Source organism: Paraburkholderia sp. BR13444 (assembly GCF_040948755.1).
GTDB lineage: Bacteria > Pseudomonadota > Gammaproteobacteria > Burkholderiales > Burkholderiaceae > Paraburkholderia > Paraburkholderia youngii.
The window spans coordinates 692,665-715,671 of sequence record NZ_JBFPKM010000002.1; the positions used below are offsets into that span (position 1 = coordinate 692,665).

Genomic DNA, 23,007 nt, shown 5'->3' on the forward strand with positions numbered 1-23,007 from the left:
ACATTGGGCGGGTTTTTTATTGGCTCAGCGCGCCAACCGCAACGGCAAGCGCTGTGTGCGGAGCGTCCAGCAGAACCAGTTGGTCTTCCCTAGCGCTCGCATGTCCGCGACCCACGTCGCTTTCCGCAGCGCAGCACAGCCGCTACAATCGATCGTCGAAAAAATGCTTCGATCCAGACTGCACTGAACAATCGTAGCGAAGGAGAAGACATGGAAATTCGTGACAACGTGTTCCTGATCACCGGCGGTGCATCAGGGCTCGGCGCTGCCACCGCGCGCCTGCTGGTCGAGAACGGCGGCAAGGTCGTGCTCGCCGACCTGAATCTGGATGCGGGCGAGGCGCTCGCCAAGGAGCTCGGCGGCGTATTCGTCAAATGCGACGTGAGCCGGGAAGAGGACGCGCAACAAGCCGTCGAAGCCGCGACGAAGCTCGGCGTGCTGCGCGGCCTCGTCAACTGCGCGGGCGTCGCGCCGGCCGCGAAGACCGTCGGCAAGGATGGCCCCCATTCGCTCGATCTTTTCACCCGCACGATCTCGATCAACCTGATCGGCACGTTCAACATGATCCGGCTCGCCGCCGCGCAGATGTCGAAGAACGAGCCGAACGCCAACGGCGAGCGCGGCGTGATCATCAACACCGCATCGGTCGCCGCGTTCGACGGCCAGATCGGCCAGGCGGCCTACTCCGCGTCGAAGAGTGGCGTGGTCGGCATGACGTTGCCGATCGCGCGCGACCTGTCGCGCAACGCGATCCGCGTGATGACGATCGCCCCCGGCATCTTCGAAACGCCGATGCTGCTCGGCATGCCGCAGGAAGTGCAGGACGCGCTCGGCGCGATGGTGCCGTTCCCCCCGCGCCTCGGCAAACCGGCCGAATACGCGATGCTCGCCAAGCAGATCTTTGACAATCCGATGCTGAACGGCGAGGTGATTCGGCTGGACGGCGCGATCCGTATGCAGCCGAAGTGAAGAGCGCCTGGCGATAAAAAAACGCCTGTACATGTACGACATGTGCAGGCGTTTGCCTTCTATGCAGCGTGAAAGCTCGCGGCGCTATTCGCCGCCATCGTGCCGCGTGCGCTGCCGCAATTCATGCAGCTGCGACTCGACCACGGTGGCGTCTTCCGCATCGGGGCGATCCCCGAGGTAGCTTTCAAGGTCCTCGAGCGCGGGCCGCAGATAGTCGAGCCGCGCATATGCGAAACCGCGATCGCGCACTTCCTCGATATTGTCCGGCAGCAGAATGACGAGCCGCTGTTGCACCGCGAGCAGTCTTTGCCAACGCTCGGTTTGCAGATAGATCGCCTTCAGGTTGCGCAGCATCCGCGCGACGATCTCGCGACGCGTGGCCGGTTGCAGCAGCATGCGCAGCGCCCGGCCGACCGAATCCCCAGCCGACGCGACGTACGGTTCGAGCATCTCGACCATCTGCGCTTCGGACAGCGAATGACCGGTGGTCGGATCGAGCATCACGTCGCCGTCGGGCGTCGTCACGCGCAGCAGGAAGTGGCCCGGAAACGACACCCCGCGCACCGGAACGCCGAATTGCTCGGCCATCTCCAGATAGAGCACCGCGAGTGAAATCGGGATGCCGCGGCGACGTTTGAGGACGACGTTCAGATGACTGTTGTCGGGGTCGTAGTAATCGTTCAGATTGCTCGCGAAACCGAGTTCACGGAAGAAGAACCGATTGAGGATGCCAACCTTCTGACGGATGTCGGCGTCGTCTGGCATCCGGCGACGCAGCCGCAGCACCAGCTCGTCGATCTCGGCGAGCACCGACTGCAGATCGAGGTCAGGATAGGCGTCCTGCGCCAGCGAGAGCGCCGTCTCGGTCAGCGGCAGGCTCTCGTCTTCGGCGACGAGCGTACTGAAATAATCGAGAACCCGCGACATGGTGATCACTTCACTCGCCTTTTGAAATACGCGTACTTGAAGCCCATCAGCCAAAGCATACCGAAATATAGCGCGGCGAACAGCACGAGACACGCACCGAGCAACACCATCCGGCTGACCGGCTGGGTATGCATGCCGACCCAGTCGAAGCTGATCGCAAGCCAGCGCATTACGCCGGCAAGCACGAGGCACGCGCCGAGCAGCTGCACGAAAAACTTGAGCCAGCCGCTCGACGGCGTATAGATGCCGCGTTTGCGCAGACCGATGAACAGCAGCAACGCATTCACGCAAGCGCCGAGCCCGACGCTCAGCGTGAGACCCGCATGCGCGAACAGCGGCACGAACGCGTAGTTGCACAGCTGCGTGACGACCAGCACGCCGATGCCGATCTTCACCGGCGTCTTGATGTCCTGCTTCGCGTAGAAGCCCGGCGCGAGGATCTTGATCAGGATCAGGCCGATCAGGCCGACGCCGTAAGCGGCGAGCGCGCGGCTCACCATCACGACCGCGGTGCCGTCGAACTTGCCGTAGTTGAACAGCACCGCTGTCAGCGGCTGGGCGAAAAAAAACAGCGCGATCGCGCTTGGTGCGGCGAGCAGGAACGTCACGCGCAGCCCCCAGTCGAGCAGCGACGAATACTCGTGCGAATCGGCATCGACATGCGCCTTCGACAGGCTCGGCAGCAGGATCGTGCCCAGCGCGACGCCGAGCAGCGCGGTTGGAAACTCCATCAGCCGGTCGGCGTAGTTGATCCACGACACCGCGCCCGGGCCGATGTGCGATGCGATGTTGGTGTTGATGATCAGGCTGATCTGCGCAACCGACACCGCGAACATCGCCGGCACCATCTTCGCGAGCACCCGTTTTACGCCGCGATGCGCGAGCGCGTGCAGCGGGTTCAGGCCGATGCGCGGCACCATGTCGATCTTCTTGAGGCCCGGCAGTTGCACCGCGAATTGCAGCACGCCGCCGATGATCACCGCCCACGCGAGCGCATAGACCGGCGTTTGCAGGCGCGGCGCGAGAAACAGCGCAGAGACGATGAACGAAACGTTCAACAGTACCGGCGCGAATGCGGGCAACGAAAAGTTCCGGTACGTATTCAGCACGCCCGACGCCAGCGACGTCAGCGAAATGAAAATGATGTACGGGAACATGATGCGCGTCATCGTGACCGCGAGCTGGTATGCGTGGCCCTCGCGCGCGAGGCCCGAAGCGACGACGAACACGACGCCCGACGCGCCGACCACGCCGATCACCGATAGCACGGCGAGCGCCCACGCGAGCACGGTCGAGGTCGCGTCGACGAGCGCCTTGGTGGCGTCGTGGCCTTGCTGGTTCTTGAACTCGGCGAGGATCGGCACGAAGGCCTGCGAGAACGCGCCTTCGGCGGAAATGCGGCGCAGCAGGTTCGGAATGCGAAAGGCGACGTAGAAAGCGTCGGTGTATTGACTGGCGCCGAACGCACGGGCGATCAGCGTTTCACGGGCCAGTCCGGTCACGCGCGACAGCAGCGTGAAGCCGCTGACCGTCAGCAGGGCTCGGAATAGATTCATGGGGCGCTTATTATACGGGTCCCGCTAATGCGGGCGACGAGCCGGAACGCGATTCGGACCGATTTGCAGCGCGGACGTTCGCCGCAATCGGCTAGAAAGTGCGATTTTTGTATTTTCAGCGGCTTTCCGTGCTGCGCCAGCACTTCAGCGTCAACATGACGCCACTCCCGTCATTGCGACGCCGTCGCGCGTTTCCCGTTGTCACGCGCCTGATTTTGTTGCTATAATCGTCGGTTTCGAAGCTTGCTCAGTTTTCGCACGGTCTTCGGACGGGATTCTCAGGTTGGCGCAGCCCCGCCTGTCAATACATCCGGAAGCCTGGAAACACGGGCCCGCTTTCGCGTAGTTCGATCGATTTTTCGACACTTTTGCGCCCTTGGGCAATCGCTTCCAAGGGTTCGGATCGAGAAGCAGCACCTCGCCTCATCGTTGAAGGCCGGGTACTGGAAACAGGAACAGGATAAGGAACCGTCATGGCTAACTCCGCACAAGCACGCAAGCGCGCCCGCCAGGCCGCGAAGGCAAACTCGCACAACTCGGCACTGCGCTCGAAGTTCCGCACGGCTATCAAGGCTGTCCGCAAGGCAATCGACGCAGGCGACCAGGCTAAGGCCGCCGAAATCTTCAAGGCATCGTCGAAGACCATCGACATCATCGCCGACAAGAACATCATTCACAAGAACAAGGCAGCTCGCCACAAGAGCCGCCTCGCTGCAGCCATCAAGGGTCTGCAAGCGCCCGCAGCGCAGTAATTCCAGTCGGCCCGCTTCGGCGGGCTAGCTCCTGTTTCCGCTGCACAAGAAGCCCGCTTTGGCGGGCTTTTTTGTTTTGGCCGGATGACCAGCCACAAAAAAACCCGCTGCTTGCGGGTTTTTGTTTTTTTGCTTTTGCCCATCCGGCCAGCTTGCGTCAGATCGCATGCCGTTTGGCTTGCGGCGCAGGCGCATGCTCGAGTTCCAGTTCGCATGCCTCGGTGACGAGGAGGTCGTTGTCTTTCGCGAAGTTCAGAACGAAATCGAAGGCCATTGGCTCGATGTCGCGCAGCCGCGAATCGAGAATCACGCATTTGAGATCGCCGATCATGGTCGGCCGCACGTACAGCGAGTACTGCATATAGGCGTTCGGCCCCTTCCTCACGCCGGGCCCGAACGACGACATGACGCCCGCGAGCCGCTCCGACCAGTCGCTCGGCCGAAATCTTTTTCCGGTCGATGTAATGCCCTGAATGAAATATTCGATTGGAGCTGCTTCGGCCATGTAGAAATACCTGTGTGACTGCCCAGCGGAATGACGATCAACCGACGACACCGGTTGCACGCTCGAATTCACCGCAAGCGGCATGCACGGCAAGCGCTTGCAGCCACCCGCGACGTGCGTGGGACCTTGGCGCTAACGCAACAATGACGAGCCGCACCACGAGAACCGCTGCGGCGAACCGGCTGAACCGCTCTGGCGCCTGTCATGACGGCCACGCCGTGACAGACTTTCCGCGCCGCGCCAGCCGCGTTTCTTGATGCGAAACGCCGGCCTGCTGGGCTATGGGATAACCCTTAAATTATAGCGCAGCGGGCCCTTTTCCGCAGCGCACACAAGCACCGTCCGATGACCCCGCGCAGCCCAACACGAGGCCTTCTACCAGCTTTCTAATCTCTTTCACAGCCTTCCAGCCGACTCGTCAAACAGGGCGAAATCCTTTATGCTGGATTGAGTTACCACCAAACCCACGGCGGCACAGTCCGGCAACCCTGCCGGGTGAGACCGCCGTATTTGTTTCATGACCGCCAAGAAAATTCGCCACTACCTGCAGTTCAAGGACTTCTCGCTGGAAGACTACGAGTACGTGCTGGAACGCGCGCGCATCCTGAAACGCAAATTCAAGAACTACGAGACCTATCACCCGCTGCACGACCGCACGCTGGCGATGATCTTCGAAAAGAATTCGACGCGCACGCGCCTGTCGTTCGAAGCCGGCATCTTCCAGCTGGGCGGCCACGCGGTGTTCATGAGCACGCGCGACACGCAGCTCGGCCGCGGCGAGCCGATCGAAGACGCCGCCCAGGTCATCTCGCGCATGGTGGACATCATCATGATCCGCACGTTCGGCCAGGACATCATCCAGCGCTTCGCCGAAAATTCGCGCGTGCCGGTGATCAACGGGCTCACGAACGAGTATCACCCGTGCCAGGTGCTCGCGGACATCTTCACGTACTTCGAGCATCGCGGTCCGATCCGCGACAAAACGGTCGCGTGGGTCGGCGACGCGAACAACATGCTGTACACATGGATCGAAGCCGCACAGATCCTCGGCTTCAAACTCCGCCTATCCACGCCGCCCGGCTACAAGCTCGACCGTGCGCTCGTCTCGGCGGAAAGCGTGCCGTTTTACGAGGAGTTCGACGACCCCAACGAAGCCTGCGCGGGCGCCGATCTCGTCACCACCGACGTGTGGACCAGCATGGGCTTCGAGGCCGAAAACGAAGCGCGCAAGAAGGCCTTCGCCGACTGGTGCGTGGACGCCGACATGATGGCGCGCGCGAATCCCGATGCGCTCTTCATGCACTGCCTGCCCGCGCATCGCGGCGAGGAAGTCAGCGCGGAAGTGATCGACGGACCGCAGAGCGTCGTGTGGGATGAAGCGGAAAACCGTCTGCACGTGCAGAAAGCGTTGATGGAATACCTGCTGCTCGGCAAGCTCAATCATTGAGCGAGGCGTTCGCCCGGGCACCAGCCGGGACCACGTTACAAAAAAGGCGCCGGGAGGAAACTCCCGGCGCCTTTGTGCATTGTCGACGGTGAAGCTCAGCGCGGCCAGTCAGCGCGAAACGAGCGCGCTTCCGCTCATAGGCAAACCGGCTCCGCCTCCAGCTCCACGCCAAATTGCTCGAACACTTCGTGCTGGATCGCCCGCGCCAGCGCCAGCACTTCCGTGCCGCTCGCGCCGCCGCGATTGACCAGCACCAGCGCCTGGCGTTCATGCACGGCCGCCGCGCCCATCGCGCGGCCCTTCCAGCCGCATCGGTCGATCAGCCAGCCGGCCGCCAGCTTGACCCGCCCGTCCGCCTGCGGATACGACACGATTTCCGGTTCGCGGCGCTTCAGCGCCTCGAACTGCGCGGCATCGATCACCGGATTCTTGAAGAAGCTCCCCGCGTTGCCCAGTTCGAGCGGATCGGGCAGCTTCGCCCGCCGCACGGCGACGACCGCATCGAAAATGGCCTGCGCGGTCGGCTGCGGGGCCGCACCATCGGCTTTCCCTTGGCTCGCCGCAGGACCCCGCGCCGCCAGCTCGCGCGCGAGATCCGCGTAGCCCGCGCGCGGCTGCCATGCCTTCGGCAAACGAAACGTGACCGACGTGATCACAAAGCGCTCGCGCCCTTCCCGCTTGAAGAAGCTGTCGCGATAGCCGAACCGGCACGCATCGGCGTCGAGTTCGACGGCGTTGCCGGTCGCGAGCTCGATTGCCCGCAGCGACGCGAAGCGTTCGCACATTTCGAGCCCATACGCGCCGATGTTCTGGATCGGCGCCGCGCCGACCGTGCCCGGTATCAGCGCGAGATTCTCGAGGCCGGGCATACCCTGCGCCAACGTCCACGCGACGAACTCGTGCCACGGCTCGCCGCCGGCCGCCTCGACATACCACGCATGCTGATCCTCGCGCACCACGCGGCGGCCGCGCAGCGCCACCAGCAGCACGAGCCCGGCGAAGTCGCCGCTCAGCACGACGTTGCTGCCGCCACCGAGCACGAGGCGCGGCAGGCCCGCGACGCGTGGATCGCGCACCGCGGTGGGCAACTGCTCCTCGCGCTCGATCAGGCACGCGAACTGCGCGCGCACGTCGAAGCCGAACGTGTTGTGGGCCTTCAGCGAATAGCCGGCCAGGAGAGACGCGACGACGGGAGCGGCAAGAGCGGATTGGGGCATCGGAATGGCAGCAGGGCAACAACGGGAAGCGACAGGAAACAACGAAAAACGACCAATGACGAGCCTGACGACACGAGCGGCGCCGCGCGGCGGCCTTGGGCAAAAGAGAGCGGCGTCGGTAAAATGACGTCCGGTCCGTGATTATAGCGAGTGCCTCGCGCGCAGCCGACCGGCCGCGTCGCGCACTGCCGCACTATTGGGAGAAAGCAATGCCATCGTTTGACGTCGTCTGCGAAGCGAACATGATCGAAGTCAAGAACGCGATCGAGCAGTCCAACAAGGAAATTTCGACGCGTTTCGACTTCAAGGGGTCCGACGCGCGCGTCGAGCACAAGGAAAACGAAATCACCGCGTACGCCGACGACGACTTCAAGCTCGGCCAGGTGAAGGACGTGCTGCTGTCGAAAATGGCCAAGCGCAACGTCGACGTGCGCTTCCTCGACTACGGCAAGATCGAGAAGATCGGCGGCGACAAGGTCAAGCAGGTCATCAAGATCAAGAAGGGCGTGTCGGGCGATCTGTCGAAGAAAATCGTGCGTCTGGTGAAGGACAGCAAGATCAAGGTGCAGGCGAGCATTCAGGGCGATGCGGTGCGCATCACCGGTGCGAAGCGCGACGATCTGCAAAGCGTGATCGCGATGCTGCGCAAGGACGTGACCGACACGCCGCTCGACTTCAACAACTTCCGCGACTAAGCGGCACGGCGCGCGAGGCTTGCAACGCAAAGCGCCGCGCCGCGCCGCGCGCAAAGTCTTCGAGCCGCTTCACCTCAGGCCGGGCGATGCGGCTCAGCCCAATTCAAAGATCGTTGCCCGCCGCCGGGCTGGCGGCCTTCTTCTTGTCGCCGATACGGCTCTCCTGCCCCTTCATCAGCTTCGCGATATTGCCGCGATGGCGCCATACGAGCAGCAGGCTCATCGCCAGAACCGCGAGCGCAACGACGCGCGGCCCGAACAGAAACACGTAGAAAAGCGGCGCGAACAGCGCCGAGCACAGCGCCGCCAGCGACGAATAGCGCGTGAAGAACGCGACGATGATCCAGGTCAGCAAGGTCGCGACGCCGAGTGTCGGGTTGATCGCGAGCAGTACGCCCGCGGCGGTCGCGACACCCTTGCCGCCCTTGAAGCGGAAGAAGATCGGATACAGATGGCCGAGAAACACCGCGAGCGACGCAATCGCGATCGAGTGCTCGTCGAGCCCGTAGCGCGCGCCGAAATTCACGACCAGCCACACCGGCAGCCAGCCCTTGAAGGCGTCGCCGATCAGCGTCAGAATCGCGGCCTTCTTGCTGCCACTGCGCAGCACGTTGGTGGCGCCCGGGTTGCCCGAGCCGTACGAGCGCGGGTCGTCGAGACCCATCGCGGCGCTCACGATCACGGCAAACGACAACGAACCGATCAGATAGGCAACGACAGCGACGATCAGGTTTTGCATCTAGGACTCTTATAAGGATCGCGGTCTGACATTCGATACCCCAACCGCAACAGGGTACGCCCGTCGAAACAAGGCGGCGCACATTTTACCGAAGGCGTCCGCGCGAAAAACATTCAGGCAAACGTCAACTGGCGCGTCGGCGTCAGTCCACGCTCGCGCACTGCACCGGCTTCGCCGCGAGCAGATCCGTGAGGACCTTCGGCTCGATGCTGACGAGAAAGCCGCGCCGCCCTCCGTTCAGCCAGATTTTGTCCATCTCGAGAATGGTCGACTCGACATACACCGGCATCTGCTTGCGCGTACCGAACGGCGAGGTGCCGCCGATCAGATAACCCGAGTGCCGGTTCGCGACTTCGGGCTTGCACGGCTCGACGCGCTTCGCGCCGATCTGCCGCGCGAGGTTCTTGGTGCTGACGGTGCGATCGCCGTGCATCAGGACGATCAACGGCTTCGCGTGCTCGTCTTCCATCACCAGCGTCTTCACGACATGATGCTCGTCGACGCCGAGCTGGCGCGCCGATTCCGCGGTACCGCCATGCTCGACGTAGTCGTAAGAATGCTCGCCGAACGTGACGCCGTGACGGCGCAGCAGCTGCGTGGCGGGGGTTTCGGACACGTGTCTGGATTTGCTCATCGGCGCATTGTAATGGCGAGATTGCACAACGGCTATTTGCCGAACCGGCAATTGTGCGGGCTCGACGCTTGTGGCACGATCGTTCGAAATTATGCCGGCATGGTGCGAGATGGTGCGCGCACAGCTAGGAGACAGCGTTGAACCAGGCTTCATCCATCCGTTCCACGATCGACATCCCCGCGCTGCTCGCCGCGCTGCCCGCTCGCATTAGCGACATTCCCGCGCTCGCCGCCGCACGCGATCCGCGGCATGTCGCGCTGATTGAAGATGCGCGCCGCCTGACCAATGCGCAACTGCTACAGGCCGTCGATGCCGCCGCCGCGCTGTTGCGCGAATGGGGCGTGCGCGGCGGCGATCGCGTGATGATCGTCGCGGAGAACAGCATCGCGCAGGTCGTGCTGCTGTTCGCGACCGCCATGCTCGATGCGTGGGCGCTGGTGTCGAACGCGCGCCTCTCGGCGGCCGAACTCGATTCGATCCGCGCGCATGCGCAACCGCGCATCGTCGCGTATGCGGTCGAAAGCTCACCCGACGCGTGCCAGCATGCTGAGCGTCATCGAGCGACACCGGCACCCACGCTGTCACCGGACATCGGCGCATGGTCGTATGCGTTGGACGGCAGCGTGCAGGCCGAAGCCGTCGAAGCCGCCAGCGACAGCCAATGCGCGGCACTGATCTACACGACCGGCACCACCGGAGCACCGAAGGGCGTGATGCTGTCGCATCGCAATCTGCTGTACATCGCGGCTGTGTCGAGCCGGCTGCGCCAGGTCGGGCCCGACGACGTCGTCTATGCGGTGCTGCCGATCTCGCATGTGTACGGCTTCGCGTCGGTATGCCTCGGCAGCCTGCATGCGGGCGCGACATTGCGGCTCGCGCCGCGCTTCGTGCCGGAAGCGGTGCGCCGCGCCCTCGCCGACGAGCAGGTGTCGATCTTCCAGGGCGTGCCGGCGATGCACGCGAAGCTGCTCGAACATCTGCACACGCACGGCCACGCATGGTCCGCGCCGCGGCTGCGCTTCGCGTACTCGGGCGGCTCTCCGCTCGACGCCGCGTTGAAGGCGCAGGCGGAAGCCGTGTACGGTCTGCCGCTGCACAACGGCTACGGCATGACCGAAAGCAGCCCGACCGTATCTCAGACGATGGTCGACGCACCGCGCGCCGATTGCTCGGTCGGCGAAGTCATTCCGGGCGTCGAAGTGAAGTTCGTCGGACTCGACGGCGCGCAAGCCACGCCGGGCGAGATTGGCGAACTGTGGGTGCGCGGCCCGAACGTGATGCTCGGCTACTACCGCAACCCCGAGCAGACCCGCGCGACCGTCACCGAGGATGGCTGGCTGAAGACCGGCGACCTCGCGCGCCGCGACGCGGACGGCGCCTTGCATATCGTCGGGCGCAGCAAGGAGCTGATCATCCGTTCGGGCTTCAACGTGTATCCGGCCGAGGTCGAGCACGTGCTGAACGCGCATCCGCAGGTCGTGCAGTCGGCGGTGATCGGACGCGCGGTCGAGGGCAACGAGGAGGTGATCGCGTTCGTCGAGCTGATTGCCGGCGCGACGGTCGCGCCCGCGGAGTTGATCGCGTGGTGCGGCGAGCGGCTCGCGCCGTACAAGCGGCCGACCGAAGTGAAGGTGCTCGCGGCGCTGCCGGCCGCATCGACCGGCAAGATTCTTAAGCACCGGTTGCGCGAGTTGGTGTGACGCGAGCGCAGGCCCGCGCGCCTCACGTCGCGCTCAGCCGCGCGGATGATGCTGCGCATGGAGCGATTTCAGACGCTCTCGCGCGACGTGCGTATAAATCTGCGTCGTCGAAATATCGGTGTGGCCGAGCAGCAATTGCACGACGCGCAGATCGGCACCGTGATTGAGCAGGTGCGTCGCGAACGCATGCCGCAACGTATGCGGCGACAACGGCGCATGCACACCCGCGGCCTGCGCGTGCCGCTTGATGATGTTCCAGAACTGCTGGCGCGTCATGCCTTCGGCGCGTGCCGTCACGAATAGCGCATCGGCCGCGCGCGCGCCGAGCAGCGCCGGGCGCGCCTCGCGAAGATAGCGCTCGATCCAAGAGTGCGCCTCTTCGCCGAACGGCACCAGCCGCTCCTTCGAGCCCTTGCCGGTTACGCGCACGACGCCTTCGTTGAGTCCCACCTCGACGGTCTTCAGCGTGACCAGTTCGGTCACGCGCAATCCGCTCGCGTACATCAGCTCGAGCATCGTGCGATCGCGCAAGCCGAGCGGCGTATCGAGGTCGGGCGCGCCGAGCAGCGCTTCGACCTGCGCTTCGCTCAACGTCGACGGAAAACGCGGCGGCTGCTTCGCCGAGCGGAGGCGCACCGTAGGATCGGCGGCCGCGCGATGCTCGCGCACCGCCCAAGCGTAATAGCGGCGAAACACCGACAGACGGCGGTTCGCCGAGGTCGCCTTGTCCTTTTGCCGCGCCGCGCTGTAGGCGCGCAGGTCGGCTTCGCTCGCGGTGTCGAGCGACGCATTGCGCGTGTGCGCGAGCCATTCGCAGAACAGGCGCAAGTCGCGGCGATACGCGTCGAGCGTGTTGCGCGACAGGCCGTGTTCGAGCCACAGCGCGTCGCAAAATGCGTCGATCGATGCGGAGCTGCTCAACAGCAGCGGCGATGCGGCGGCTGTGTCTTCGACGTGTTCAGCCGTATCGGGGGTCGTGCTCATACGTATGGCACACCTTCATGCGCGAGCAGCCAGCGCTTCACGTCGCGAAAGAAGCCGTCGCCGCCATCGTGCGCGAAGCCGCCGATGCCGCTCGCACTCACCACGCGGTGACAAGGAATCACGATCGGAAAGAAATTCGCGCCGCACGCCTGGCCGACCGCGCGTGGCACGCTGCCGAGCTGCTTCGCGAGTTGTCCGTAAGTCAGCACGACACCCGGCGGGATGTCGCAGATCGCCTGCCACACGCGCCGCTGGAACGCGGTGCCGCACTCGGCGAGCGGCAGCTCGAACTTCGCCGACGCGCTCTCGAAGTAACGCTCGATCTGTTCGGCCGCCTCGCGTGCGAGCGGTGTCTCGGGCGCGACGTTGCGCGTCGAGTCGGGCAGATAGACGATCTCGCGCACCGCCTCGCCTTCGAGCCGGATGCCGACCTTGCCGAACGGCGCATCGATCACTGCGTTGAACATGATTGCCTGCTCCTCTAGCGTGCCGGATTGCCGGCACCGAATTGCCACGACTTTACGCCGCTTCCAGCGCCCACTCCACATGCTCGCGCACGAGCGCCGACGGATCGTCGGCTCGCTGCTTCAACGCCCGCACGATCGCATCGCGCGCGTCGGCGCCGAGAGCTCCGGGCGCGGCGCGCAACGCGTTGCCCATGCCGACCGCGAGATTGCGCAGCCAGCACTCGTAGCCGATGCGGCGAATCGCGCTGCCCTGCATGCGCGTATCGAACTCCTGCGCGCTCCACGCGAACAGTTCGACCAGCGACGCGCGATCGAGCCCGTGCCGCACGTCGAAATCGGCGACCGGCGCGGCCTGCGCGAACTTGTTCCACGGACACACGAGCTGGCAATCATCACAGCCATACACCCGATTGCCGATCAGCGGCCGCAGCTCGCGCGGAATACTGCCCTTCAGCTCGATCGTCAGATACGAGATGCAGCGCCGCGCGTCGACCTTGTACGGCGCGACGATCGCGCCGGTCGGACAGGCGCCGATGCAGCGCGCGCAGCTGCCGCAATGCGAGCCCGGCGTTTCGGGCGCGGCCTCGGGCGAGGTTTCGGCGTCGGTCGGCAGCGGGATGTCGACGTAGATCTCGCCGAGGAAGAACAGCGAGCCGGCGTCGCGCTGCAGAAGCAAGGTGTGCTTGCCGCGCCAGCCGATGCCGGCCTTCTGCGCGAGCTCGACTTCGAGCACCGGCGCCGAATCGGTGAACACGCGATAGCCGAACGGCCCGGTCGCCGCTTCGATGCGGTCGGCCAGTTGTTGCAAGCGCTGACGCATCACCTTGTGATAGTCGCGGCCGCGCGCATAGATCGACACGACCGCCGTCGATGGGTCCGCGAGCCGCGCGTGCTCGGCCGCGCGCCAGTCGCGCGCGCGGGGTGTCGCGCGTGACGGGGGTGGCCTTACGTCTTGCGGCATGCTTTCAGCCGCCTCTGCTTCCAGCGTCCGCGCAGGCAAATAGGCGATGCGCACGGTGATCACGCGTCGCGTGCCGGCCACAAGCTCGGCGGGCCTCGCGCGTTTCATGCCGTGTTTGGCCATATAATCCATCTCGCCGTGGCAACCCGCTTCGAGCCACGCTGCAAGCGGCGCTTCGGCGGCCGACAGATCGGTATCGCTAATGCCGATCGCCCCGAAACCGAGTTCACGGCCCCACGTCTTGATGTCGAGCGCGAGCGCACGAAGCGCCGCCTCATCGAAACGGGACGTTGCATCAGAAGCTCGCACGGCATCATCGGCCGAGGCGGGCGTGCAGGAAACAGGGGACTTCGGACTTCGGTTCATCACGCCATTTTACGAGAATGCCCGTCAATCCCGATCACGCGACCCTACCGTCCGCTCCGGTGCTGCTCGAACGCTCTTTCGCGCTCGCGGACGAAGCCGCCACGCAGACGTTCGGCGCGCGCTTCGCACAGGCGATCGAAAGCGTACGCGCGGCCTCGCATCAGGCACAGTCAGCACAGCGCGGCACCGCAACCGACCTCGCGTTCCACGGCCTGCAAGTCCAACTCGTCGGCGATCTCGGCGCCGGCAAAACCACGCTCGTGCGCGCGACCTTGCGCGGCCTCGGCCACACCGGCCGCGTGCGCAGTCCGACCTACACGCTCGTCGAACCGTATGTGCTCGCGCGGCCCGCTGGGGAACTCGCGCTCTATCACTTCGATCTGTACAGATTCTCCGATCCGGCCGAATGGGCCGACGCGGGCTTTCGCGAATATTTCGATAGCGGCGCGGTCTGCCTCGTCGAATGGCCGCAACGCGCGGGACCGCTGCTCGGTGTGCCGGATCTCGTCTTCTCGCTCGGGCTCGTCGGCAACATGGACGCAAACGCGGACGCACGCACACTCGTCGCACGCGCTTATAGCGAATCAGGAAAGGCATGTCTCGAAAGATGTTAATCAAACCGTTCCATTCGATCGAATCGGCAGCGGGCGCAACGCATAACTGGCGGCGCCGGCAGATCCTGCGCGCGGGTGCGTCGACGCTGGTGCTCGGCCTCGTCGCGCCGCGCCTCGCGTTTGCGAGCTCGGTGCTCGGCGTGCGGGTGTGGCCCGCGCGCGACTACACGCGCGTGACGATCGAATCCGATCAGCCGCTGCAGAACACGCAGCAACTGCTGCAGGGACCGGACCGGCTCGTCGTCGATCTGAACGGCCTCGATCTCGATCAGGCGCTCAAGGAACTGGTGTCGAAGATCACACCGAACGATCCGCAGATATCGTCGGTGCGGGTCGGGCAGTATCAGCCGCACGTGGTGCGAATGGTGTTCGACCTGAAGGGCTCGGTGAAGCCGCAGGTGTTCGCGCTGCCGCCAGTCGGCGCGTACAAGTACCGGCTCGTGTTCGACCTGTATCCGGCAGTCGCGCCCGATCCGCTGATGGACCTGCTCGCGCAGTCCGAGCGCAAGCAGCAGGCGCTCAACGAAGAAAACGGTGCGCCGCCGGCGACGCTTTCCGGCCCCGGCACGCCGCCGCCCGTCGACAACAGCGAGGCGTTCTTCGAGCATTACGCGCAGAACGGTGGCGCGGGTAGTGGTGCTGGCAATGGCGCCGCGGGCGTACCGCGTCCGCCCGCGCGCGGCACGCCGGCGCCGTCCGCACCCGCCATTGCCGGCAGGCAGCCCACACCCTCTGCGCCGTCCGCGCCGCCCAGCGTGATCGCCCGCAACAAGGGTGGCAGCGCCAACGGCAACGACACCGCACGCGGCCTCGACAGCAACAACGACAACCTCGGCGACAACGGCGACACCTACGCATTCACCACGCCGAAGTCGGGCCGCAGCAACACCGTGCGACTGCTCACCGTCGCGATTGATCCGGGTCATGGCGGCGAGGACCCGGGCGCGATCGGTGGGTCAGGCACCTACGAGAAGCACGTCGCGCTCGACATCGCGAAGAAGCTGCGCGCGAAGATCGACGCGCAGCCGAACATGCGCGCGATGATGACGCGCGACGCCGACTTCTTCGTGCCGTTGAACGTGCGTGTGCAGAAGGCGCGGCGCGTCGGCGCGGACCTGTTCGTGTCGATCCATGCGGACGCGTTCACGACGCCCGAGGCGAAGGGCTCGTCGGTTTTCGCACTGTCGGAGCACGGCGCGTCGAGCGCGGCCGCGCGCTGGATGGCGAACAAGGAAAACTCGTCGGACCTGATCGGCGGCATCAACATCAAATCCGACGACGCCACCGTAAACCGAGCGCTATTCGACATGTCGACCACCGCGCAGATTCGCGACTCGATGCGCTACGGCAACTTCGTGCTCAAGGAGATCGGCGACATCAACAAGCTGCACAAGGGCTCGGTCGAGCAGGCCGGCTTCGCGGTGCTGAAGGCGCCGGACATTCCGTCGATCCTCGTCGAAACCGCGTTCATCAGCAATCCGGATGAAGAGCGGCGCCTGAACGACGACGCGTATCGCGACAAGATGGCCAACGCGATTCTGACCGGCATCAAGCGCTATTTCGCGGCGAATCCGCCGCTCGCCAAGAGCCGCATGACGTGATGTCGGCAGCGATTGGATGCACGTCAAAGCTCAGAGGTCAACGAATCGTGGCAACACATCCTGGTCTGCGAGACGAATTTCGATATCGTTAGCCGCCTTGACGTGATCGCGGTTGTTCACGTCGAATACCTCATCCGTCACACTGACAATGATCGTGCCTTGATGCTTGTCTTCCCGCATGACAGGGATAAGGGCGCGCGCTTCTGGCACTTGGGCGGCTGTCAGAGTATGGGGTAAGTAGAGCATCCAGCTAACGCCAGGACGATCTTCAAACACTTTTTCCTTGAAATAGAAGTACGGGCCGAATGTGATGTAGAACGACCCATAGATTTCCACAATTTTAGAAAGAACCTCTGCTACAGAGTTATAGTCGCCCAGGCGGGAATTCCGATTTCCCATCTTCTCGTTAAGGGATATGTCAAGCGATTTCGAAAAAATCTCTCCGCCATCAATCTCGACTGTTATTGATGCGCCAACCTGATCTGATCTAACCCCATTCCATATTCCGATTGATTTTGGATCGTCTTTGCTTTTCCCCGCGTACTCTTTCGAAAGAGCATCGATTGCAGTCGTTGATGGAACTTGGTCGTCATAGGCGCGATGCTGAAGTGCCTCTTGCTCGCTCTCGCCCTGTAGATACCATTCGCTCAACTCCCTATCTTTGCGTTTCAGTAGGTCGATGACAGGCCGCAGGCGACTCAAGTGAGTTTGCCAATCTGCATTGGGTAAATCAGTCCGATCACGATGTTGTTCTGACAGGTTCATTATTTTCTCACGGCTGGAAAACGGAAGAAACGCCAAATCTCTGCAGTGGTGGCAACATAAACTCTCTCGTTTTAGATGTCTGAAAATACCACATCAGTTTGGCGGGTGGATTGCTGAGTGCAATCGTGCCTTGCTTTTTGATTTGTTCAGCCATGTTTGTAAAGCCTTTAAAAAACTCAAGCGGTCTTCCATTTCCACCGATAAATTGGTCGTAATTCCCCTTGGCTTCCTGCAAGAGACATTGGGAAGGCTGAAAGCCATCAAAGTCTGTGCCAAGCCATGCCCATTCCATATTCCAGCCCTGGCTGGCTTCCCTGCCTGTCCCGTCCGACACAATCCCGTACTCAAACCCTGTGATGCGGGCCTGGTAGCGTCGCGGCTCAGGATTCATTCCGTGATCCTTTGTACCTTTTCGCCGCCCTTCTCAGGCGGGCACTTGCACGGTCTCTCACGCTCGCGGGAGCGATCACGCGGTAGTTCGCCCCATCCGCCGTCTGCACCCGCACCAGTGCCGCCGCTGCCTGCAGGACCAGCAGACGGTGCGGCGGTGGGGCCCGGAATAGGCAGTGGCATTGCCTGCGCCATTGCGTTTGCTGCGCGCGCGAGCGTCGCCGGGAATGGAATAGCCATCAACGTTTCTCCTTCATTTCCTGGTGTCTTTTTCGCGTTACCTGCATTGACATTTCGAATCGCTGTTCACCGCAACGCCTCGTTCGCACAGCCAATCACGCTATTTTTCAGAACACATCCGACGAATTAATCATCTAAAACGCGACACAGTCAACGACTTTAAATTGAGATAAAACCGCTTTGACAGATATTCGCAGCTGCTCTGCCTATCTTATTTTTCAGGTGCATTTCTCCAACATCACCGTCCAACAAAAAAGCGGCATTGAGCCGTATGCCGTCCAATTAAGGTCTCTTTTGAGAACGCGAACGGTATAGCGAAACGATCTGGATTTGACGATCCGAGCGCAGGTGCGCCCGGGCCGTTTCTCATTGGGAAGTTGCTTGAGCCGCGCTCGCAAGCGCCTGAGCAACGCGGGCAGTTTGCCGTACGAGCGCGTCACGTCCGCCTAGGCCATTTCGTACTGAATGGTATGCAACGCGCGGATGAAGCTCAGTGCTTCGGGTGCGTGCCTGGCGTGCGGGTAGCCGACGCCGCCGTCCCGTTTACAACTGCTTTGCGCCAAAAAAACGAAATGCCGTTCAGTCGCTTGACCGAACGTCATTAGGCCTCACGGCCTTTTTTCTATTCACTCGCGCAACGCGTGGCGCAACCGTTGCTCAGCGCGCCGGCATCAAGCGTTGCACGACCCAGTCACCGAACACGTTGACCGCGAGCCCCGCCATCACGAGCAATGCGCCCGCCACCTGCATCGCCGACAGTTCCTCGCCGAGCAGCAGCGACGCCGACGCGAGACCGACGATCGGCACCAGCAACGAGAACGGCGCGACCTGGCTCGCCGGATAGCGCGACAGCAGACGGCTCCACAAGCCATAGCCGACCAACGTCGCGATAAACGCCAGATAGACGATCGCGAAGATCGACAGCGCGCTGATACCGGTCAGCGCGGCGGCGATCTCGCGCGGTCCCTCGAACACGAACGACGCGGCGAAAAACGGCAGCGGCGGAATCAGGCTGCCCCACACGACGAGTCCGACCAGATCGACCTTGCCGACCTTCTTCGTGACGATATTGCCGAGCGCCCACATGCACGCGGCGCATAGCGTCAGCACGAACCCGACGAGCGACATCGTGTGGCCGCCTTGCAGGCCGATCACCGCGAGCCCCGCCGCGGCGATCAGCAGACCCGCGACGTTCGGCAAACGGAAGCGTTCGTGCAGAAACAGCGCCGCGAAAATCAGCGTGAAAAACGCCTGCGCCTGCAGCACCAGCGACGCGAGTCCCGCCGGCATGCCGACGTACATCGCCGAGAACAGGAACGCGAATTGCCCGAACGAGATCGTCGCGCCGTAGGCGAACAGCCACCGCCACGGCATCTGCGGCCGCTTGACGAAGAACACCGCCGGCACCGCGGCGAGCGCAAAGCGCAGCGCGCCGAGCAGCATCGGCGGCACGCCATGCAGGCCGACCTTGATCACGACGAAATTGACGCCCCACGCGAGCACGACGATCAGCGCGAGCAGCAAGTCCCTGGGCGACATCCAGGTCTCCAATGAAATGGTTCGATCCGGCAGTGTAGCCGAGGCTGCGATCCCGGTTCATCGCGCCCGCTGATGGCTAGCGTGCACCGTTGCCGTCGGCCGCGCGCGACGCGCAGTAGAATCGTCCATTCGAGCTTTCTTCTTCCACTTTCCCGTCGAGCCTGCCCATGACTTCCTCGATCAAAGCCGTTCTCACACCGCACCTACGCGACATCGGCAATCTGGCCGTGCGACGCGTGCTGCCGGCGATGGCGGCGCGCCTCGTCGGCCCGTTCATCTTCTTCGACCACATGGGCCCGGCGACCCTCGAACCCGGCACCGGCCTCGACGTGCGCCCGCATCCGCATATCGGCCTCGCGACCGTCACCTATCTGTTCGACGGCGCGATCATGCATCGCGACAGCCTCGGCTCCGAGCAGAAGATCGTCCCCGGCGACGTCAACTGGATGACGGCCGGACGCGGCATCGTCCATTCGGAGCGCACGCCGGCCGAAGACCGCGCGCGCGGCCAGCGAATTCACGGCATCCAGACCTGGGTCGCACTGCCGCTCGCCGATGAAGACGCCGAGCCGTCGTTCGCGCATCATGCGGCGGCGACCTTGCCGGTCGTCGAGCGCAATGGCGTGACGCTGCGCGTGATCGCGGGCACCGCGTTCGGCGCGGTGTCGCCGGTCGCGACGTTCTCGGGCACGCTGTACGTCGCCGCCGACTTCACGCCGGGCAGCGCGTTCGCGCTCGAACCGGAGCACGAGGAGCGCGGCGTATATCTGGTGGAAGGCGATCTGGAGATCGACGGCGCCACGCTCGAAGTGGGCCAGATGGCCGTGCTCGCGCTGGACGAAACCGTCACGCTCGCGAGCACACACGGCGCGCGCGTGATGCTGCTCGGCGGCGAGAAGCTCGACGGCGAGCGCTTCATCGAATGGAATTTCGTCGCGAGCTCGCGCGAGAAGATCGAAGCCGCGAAGCTCGCATGGACGAATCAGGAAATGGGCCACGTGCCCGGCGAAACCGAATGGATTCCGCTGCCGCAGCGCAAGTAACGGCGCCGGGGCCGCATGCGCAGGACCGCATTGAAATCGCGCGATTCGGCCCCAGCTAGCCACAAACCGTTTCTATCGACGAGGACGCAATGGACACCACTCTGGCCACTTTCGAACAGGACGTCATCAAGGCGTCGATGCTGGCCCCGGTGCTGGTCGATTTCTGGGCGCCGTGGTGCGGCCCCTGCAAGAGTCTCGGCCCGATGCTCGAAAAGCTCGAAGCCGAAGCCGCCGGCAAATGGAAGCTCGTGAAGGTCAACGTGGACGAGAACCACGAACTGGCCGCGCACTTCCAGGTGCGCAGCATTCCGCACGTGATCGCGTTCGCCGACGGCCAGGCCGTCGATCAGTTCATCGGCGTGCTGACGGAAGGACAGTTGCGCGAGTTCCTCGACCGGCTCGTGCCGCAGGGCGCGCCGGGAGCGCGCATCGAAGCGCAGACCGCGCTCGCCGAAGGCCGCCGCGACGACGCCTACGACCTGCTTCAAGCGGCGCTCGCGTACGACCCGGGGTTCGACGACGCGCGCATGGACCGCATCGAGTTGCTGCTCGAAGACAACCGCATCGACGAGGCGCGCAACGAAGTCGATTTGCTGTCGCCGAAAACCACGCAAGGCATCGACGCGCGTTTCAACGCGATCAAAACCAGGCTCGACGCGGTGGACGCCGCCGCGGACCTGCCGCCCACCGATGCGCTCGAAGCGCGTGTCGCGGGCAATCCCGACGATCTCGAAGCGCGCTTCGATCTCGCGAATGCGTTTATCGCGCGGCACAAATATGCTCAGGCGCTCGAACATCTGCTCGCGATCGTGCAGCGCGACCGCGCGTTCCGCGACGATGTCGGCCGCAAGACGATGTTGTCGGTGTTCGATCTGGCCGCGCATCAGCCGGAGCTGGTGGCGCAGTGGCGACGCAAGCTGAGCGCGTCGTTGAATTGATCGTTCGTGATGTTTCGCCCGATGGCGGCCTGGGTCGGAGCGGTTGAAACCGCCGCCCAGGCTGCCACCTAAACCTAAACCGTCGCCTTCTTCGCCAGCTCCCGCAACACATACGCCGCGGCCGCGAAACCAAAGCTCGCGGTCACGCACACGCTGGACCCAAACCCCGCGCAGTTCAAACCGACCGGCCCCGTATGTCCGGGCGACGTGCTCACGTGCTCGGCTTCTTCATCGATGTCGCAGACGGCCGCTTCCGGATAGATCAGCGGCTCGTCGGAATACACGGCGCTCACTTTGAACTTCGCTTTCGGCCCGCGCGGAAAGCCGTGCTGCTTGCGCAACTGCCCGCGCACCTTCGACAGCAGCGGGTCCTGAATCGTCAGCGCCAGATCGTCGATGCGGATACGCGTCGGGTCGAGCTGACCGCCCGCGCCGCCGACCGTGATCAGCGGCTGCTTGCGCTCGACGCACCACGCGATCAGCGCGGTCTTCGTGCGCACGCTGTCGATCGCGTCGATCACATAGTCGAAGCGGCCGCCGAGCGTCGCCGCGAAATTGTCCGGTTCGACGAAGTCTTCGATCAGCCGCACGTCGCAGTATGGATTGATCGCCGTGATGCGCTCGGCCATCGCTTCGACCTTCGGTTTTCCGTAGTTGCCGTCGAGCGCGTGAATCTGCCGGTTAGTGTTGCTTTCCGCGACGTTGTCGAGATCGATCAGCGTCAGCGTGCCGAGCGCACTGCGCACTAGCGCCTCCGCGACCCACGACCCCACCCCGCCGATGCCGATCACCGCGACGTGCGCCCCCTCGAACGCGGCGAGCGCGGACGCGCCATACAGACGGGCGATGCCGCCGAACCGGCGGGCGCGGTCGGCGGTTTCGTTCGCGTCAAGGCTGGTAGTAAGATCGGATTGCGCGGTGGTGCTGGACATGATGGCAGGGCTCGAAAACACAGGCGGAACGTAACAGGCGGCGGCGCGTTGGCAATTCGCTTTGGCCAATCAGGCGCGCAGCCCGTATTTTGCCTGAACACGTGAAAGCAGCCGCGCAGGACCCCGAGCAGCGACCCAACGTTGCAGGCTTGGCGCTCGCAGCATGCGGCCGCCATACGTTGATCCGCTCGCGCGCAAAAACCTGGCGCCTTAGCTATACTTGGCCCACTGTAGCGTTCGCATAAGAACATGATCTCACTCGCCGAGCTTCGAAAAAACTACTCGCTGGGCTCACTGGACGTTGCCGACGTCAACCACGATCCGTTCCGTCAATTCGACACGTGGTTCCAGCAGGCCATCGACGCCAAGCTGCCCGAGCCGAATGCGATGACGCTTGCCACGGTCGACGCGCGCGGCCGGCCTTCGGCACGCATCGTGCTCATCAAAGGCGTCGACGAGCGTGGTTTCGTGTTCTTCACCAACTACGAGAGCCGCAAGGGCCGCGAACTGAGCGCGAACCCCTACGCGAGCCTGCTGTTTCACTGGATCGAACTCGAACGCCAGGTGCGCATCGAGGGCCGTGTCGTCAAAACGAGCGAGGCAGAAAGTGACGCGTATTTCGCATCGCGTCCGCTCGGCTCGCGGATCGGCGCATGGGCATCGAACCAGAGTCAGGTAATTGAAAGCCGTTCGCAGCTCGAAGTACGCGAACGTGAAATCAGCCTGCAATACGGCGAAAATCCTCCGCGTCCGCCACACTGGGGTGGCTACCGTCTGGTGCCCGACGCGATCGAATTCTGGCAGGGGCGGCCATCGCGGCTGCACGATCGGCTGCTTTTCACGCGCGCGGATGAAGGCGCCAACTGGCTGATCGCACGCCTGCAACCCTGACCGGACGATGATGGGACGAATGACGCCGGCCGTGCCGCCATCGTAGCGGCGCTCGTCGGCGGGATTGCGTTGCGCGGCCCGCGGAATGCGCCGCGCCCTATCGCGATCCACATAGCTTTGCTTTAAATCAACGGA

General features: G+C 63.7%; 23 protein-coding genes and 1 pseudogene. 10 read left to right on the forward strand and 14 right to left on the reverse strand.

All coding sequences use genetic code 11. From position 1 onward, the window contains the following. The first annotated feature begins 210 nt into the window (after nucleotides 1–210). Entirely contained in the window at nucleotides 211–969 is a 759-nt protein-coding gene (locus AB3X95_RS07550) for a 3-hydroxyacyl-CoA dehydrogenase (protein WP_176121700.1), read from the forward strand. Between the two features lie 84 nt (nucleotides 970–1,053). Here the strand turns inward: AB3X95_RS07550 and AB3X95_RS07555 are convergent, their stop codons facing one another. Further along, nucleotides 1,054–1,896: a SirB1 family protein gene (locus tag AB3X95_RS07555; protein ID WP_176110260.1), complete on the reverse strand. Its 843-nt coding sequence runs from the start codon at nucleotides 1,894–1,896 to the stop codon at nucleotides 1,054–1,056. A gap of 5 nt (nucleotides 1,897–1,901) precedes the next feature. Beyond that, nucleotides 1,902–3,452: a murein biosynthesis integral membrane protein MurJ gene (gene murJ / locus AB3X95_RS07560; RefSeq protein ID WP_176121701.1), complete on the reverse strand. Its 1,551-nt coding sequence runs from the start codon at nucleotides 3,450–3,452 to the stop codon at nucleotides 1,902–1,904. 473 nt (nucleotides 3,453–3,925) lie between these two features. Here murJ and rpsT point away from each other — a divergent pair, with 473 nt between their 5' ends. Then, a complete protein-coding gene (gene rpsT / locus AB3X95_RS07565; protein ID WP_013090353.1) occupies nucleotides 3,926–4,204 on the forward strand; it encodes a 30S ribosomal protein S20 in 279 nt (92 codons plus the stop codon). A gap of 157 nt (nucleotides 4,205–4,361) precedes the next feature. On the opposite strand, the gene AB3X95_RS07570 is transcribed toward rpsT, so the two are convergent. After that, nucleotides 4,362–4,709 (reverse strand): DUF3579 domain-containing protein, encoded by a 348-nt coding sequence (locus AB3X95_RS07570; protein ID WP_013090354.1) that lies wholly within the window; start codon nucleotides 4,707–4,709, stop codon nucleotides 4,362–4,364. Between the two features lie 517 nt (nucleotides 4,710–5,226). Here AB3X95_RS07570 and argF point away from each other — a divergent pair. Then, nucleotides 5,227–6,156: an ornithine carbamoyltransferase gene (gene argF, locus AB3X95_RS07575; RefSeq protein ID WP_176365677.1), complete on the forward strand. Its 930-nt coding sequence runs from the start codon at nucleotides 5,227–5,229 to the stop codon at nucleotides 6,154–6,156. Nucleotides 6,157–6,290: 134 nt separating this feature from the next. On the opposite strand, the gene murB is transcribed toward argF, so the two are convergent. Further along, nucleotides 6,291–7,373 carry a UDP-N-acetylmuramate dehydrogenase gene (gene murB / locus AB3X95_RS07580; RefSeq protein WP_368621010.1) on the reverse strand — a complete coding sequence of 361 codons (1,083 nt, stop codon included), beginning with the start codon at nucleotides 7,371–7,373 and terminating at the stop codon, nucleotides 6,291–6,293. A 209-nt stretch (nucleotides 7,374–7,582) separates the two neighbouring features. Between murB and AB3X95_RS07585 the strand changes: the two genes are divergently transcribed. Further along, nucleotides 7,583–8,068, forward strand: coding sequence for a YajQ family cyclic di-GMP-binding protein (locus tag AB3X95_RS07585; RefSeq protein WP_018421633.1), 486 nt, complete (start codon nucleotides 7,583–7,585; stop codon nucleotides 8,066–8,068). A 103-nt stretch (nucleotides 8,069–8,171) separates the two neighbouring features. Here the strand turns inward: AB3X95_RS07585 and plsY are convergent, their stop codons facing one another. Continuing rightward, nucleotides 8,172–8,807: a glycerol-3-phosphate 1-O-acyltransferase PlsY gene (gene plsY / locus AB3X95_RS07590; RefSeq protein ID WP_368621011.1), complete on the reverse strand. Its 636-nt coding sequence runs from the start codon at nucleotides 8,805–8,807 to the stop codon at nucleotides 8,172–8,174. Between the two features lie 142 nt (nucleotides 8,808–8,949). Next, nucleotides 8,950–9,441 (reverse strand): Cys-tRNA(Pro) deacylase, encoded by a 492-nt coding sequence (gene ybaK, locus AB3X95_RS07595; RefSeq protein WP_176365674.1) that lies wholly within the window; start codon nucleotides 9,439–9,441, stop codon nucleotides 8,950–8,952. 137 nt (nucleotides 9,442–9,578) lie between these two features. On the opposite strand from ybaK, the gene AB3X95_RS07600 reads away from it, so the two are divergent. Continuing rightward, on the forward strand, nucleotides 9,579–11,141 hold the full coding sequence (locus AB3X95_RS07600) for a class I adenylate-forming enzyme family protein (protein WP_368621012.1): 1,563 nt from the start codon (nucleotides 9,579–9,581) through the stop codon (nucleotides 11,139–11,141). A gap of 33 nt (nucleotides 11,142–11,174) precedes the next feature. Here AB3X95_RS07600 and xerD read toward each other — a convergent pair whose 3' ends face one another. From xerD to queG, 3 genes are read right to left on the reverse strand one after another with little or no spacing between them, the layout of a single operon-like run. Beyond that, on the reverse strand, nucleotides 11,175–12,125 hold the full coding sequence (gene xerD / locus AB3X95_RS07605) for a site-specific tyrosine recombinase XerD (RefSeq protein WP_368621013.1): 951 nt from the start codon (nucleotides 12,123–12,125) through the stop codon (nucleotides 11,175–11,177). Beyond that, nucleotides 12,122–12,592, reverse strand: a complete 471-nt coding sequence (locus tag AB3X95_RS07610) for a methylated-DNA--[protein]-cysteine S-methyltransferase (RefSeq protein ID WP_176365671.1) — start codon at nucleotides 12,590–12,592, stop codon at nucleotides 12,122–12,124. Before AB3X95_RS07610 ends, xerD begins: the two co-directional genes overlap by 4 nt. Before the next feature lie 52 nt (nucleotides 12,593–12,644). Continuing rightward, nucleotides 12,645–13,919, reverse strand: a complete 1,275-nt coding sequence (queG, locus tag AB3X95_RS07615; RefSeq protein ID WP_368621014.1) for a tRNA epoxyqueuosine(34) reductase QueG — start codon at nucleotides 13,917–13,919, stop codon at nucleotides 12,645–12,647. Nucleotides 13,920–13,936: 17 nt separating this feature from the next. Between queG and tsaE the strand changes: the two genes are divergently transcribed. Together tsaE and AB3X95_RS07625 are read left to right on the forward strand one after the other, a co-directional pair. Further along, nucleotides 13,937–14,533, forward strand: a complete 597-nt coding sequence (gene tsaE / locus AB3X95_RS07620) for a tRNA (adenosine(37)-N6)-threonylcarbamoyltransferase complex ATPase subunit type 1 TsaE (RefSeq protein WP_176121709.1) — start codon at nucleotides 13,937–13,939, stop codon at nucleotides 14,531–14,533. Next, nucleotides 14,515–16,134, forward strand: a complete 1,620-nt coding sequence (locus AB3X95_RS07625; RefSeq protein ID WP_176121710.1) for an N-acetylmuramoyl-L-alanine amidase — start codon at nucleotides 14,515–14,517, stop codon at nucleotides 16,132–16,134. The genes tsaE and AB3X95_RS07625 overlap by 19 nt, the downstream gene beginning before the upstream one ends. A gap of 30 nt (nucleotides 16,135–16,164) precedes the next feature. Here AB3X95_RS07625 and AB3X95_RS07630 read toward each other — a convergent pair whose 3' ends face one another. The 4 genes and pseudogenes from AB3X95_RS07630 to AB3X95_RS07645 all read right to left on the reverse strand — a co-directional run bounded on the left by AB3X95_RS07630 (nucleotide 16,165) and on the right by AB3X95_RS07645 (nucleotide 19,068). Beyond that, the gene (locus AB3X95_RS07630; protein WP_368621015.1) at nucleotides 16,165–16,899 is read right to left on the reverse strand and encodes an immunity 52 family protein; all 735 of its coding nucleotides are present in this window, start codon (nucleotides 16,897–16,899) and stop codon (nucleotides 16,165–16,167) included. Between the two features lie 7 nt (nucleotides 16,900–16,906). Next, a complete protein-coding gene (locus AB3X95_RS07635; protein WP_368621016.1) occupies nucleotides 16,907–17,290 on the reverse strand; it encodes a restriction endonuclease fold toxin 5 domain-containing protein in 384 nt (127 codons plus the stop codon). Between the two features lie 520 nt (nucleotides 17,291–17,810). Further along, nucleotides 17,811–18,044 (reverse strand): annotated as a pseudogene (locus tag AB3X95_RS07640) (DDE transposase); the annotation flags it as partial. 142 nt (nucleotides 18,045–18,186) lie between these two features. Next, a complete protein-coding gene (locus AB3X95_RS07645) occupies nucleotides 18,187–19,068 on the reverse strand; it encodes an EamA family transporter (protein ID WP_368621017.1) in 882 nt (293 codons plus the stop codon). Between the two features lie 167 nt (nucleotides 19,069–19,235). Here AB3X95_RS07645 and AB3X95_RS07650 point away from each other — a divergent pair, with 167 nt between their 5' ends. Both AB3X95_RS07650 and trxA read left to right on the forward strand, forming a co-directional pair. Continuing rightward, nucleotides 19,236–20,111: a pirin family protein gene (locus AB3X95_RS07650; protein WP_176121714.1), complete on the forward strand. Its 876-nt coding sequence runs from the start codon at nucleotides 19,236–19,238 to the stop codon at nucleotides 20,109–20,111. Nucleotides 20,112–20,200: 89 nt separating this feature from the next. Next, complete coding sequence (gene trxA / locus AB3X95_RS07655; RefSeq protein ID WP_176105193.1) at nucleotides 20,201–21,049, forward strand: thioredoxin; 849 nt, start codon at nucleotides 20,201–20,203, stop codon at nucleotides 21,047–21,049. Nucleotides 21,050–21,123: 74 nt separating this feature from the next. On the opposite strand, the gene tcdA is transcribed toward trxA, so the two are convergent. Then, the gene (tcdA, locus tag AB3X95_RS07660) at nucleotides 21,124–21,981 is read right to left on the reverse strand and encodes a tRNA cyclic N6-threonylcarbamoyladenosine(37) synthase TcdA (protein ID WP_368621018.1); all 858 of its coding nucleotides are present in this window, start codon (nucleotides 21,979–21,981) and stop codon (nucleotides 21,124–21,126) included. Between the two features lie 249 nt (nucleotides 21,982–22,230). Between tcdA and pdxH the strand changes: the two genes are divergently transcribed. Then, nucleotides 22,231–22,872, forward strand: coding sequence for a pyridoxamine 5'-phosphate oxidase (gene pdxH, locus AB3X95_RS07665; protein WP_176135999.1), 642 nt, complete (start codon nucleotides 22,231–22,233; stop codon nucleotides 22,870–22,872). Nucleotides 22,873–23,007: the final 135 nt, after the last annotated feature.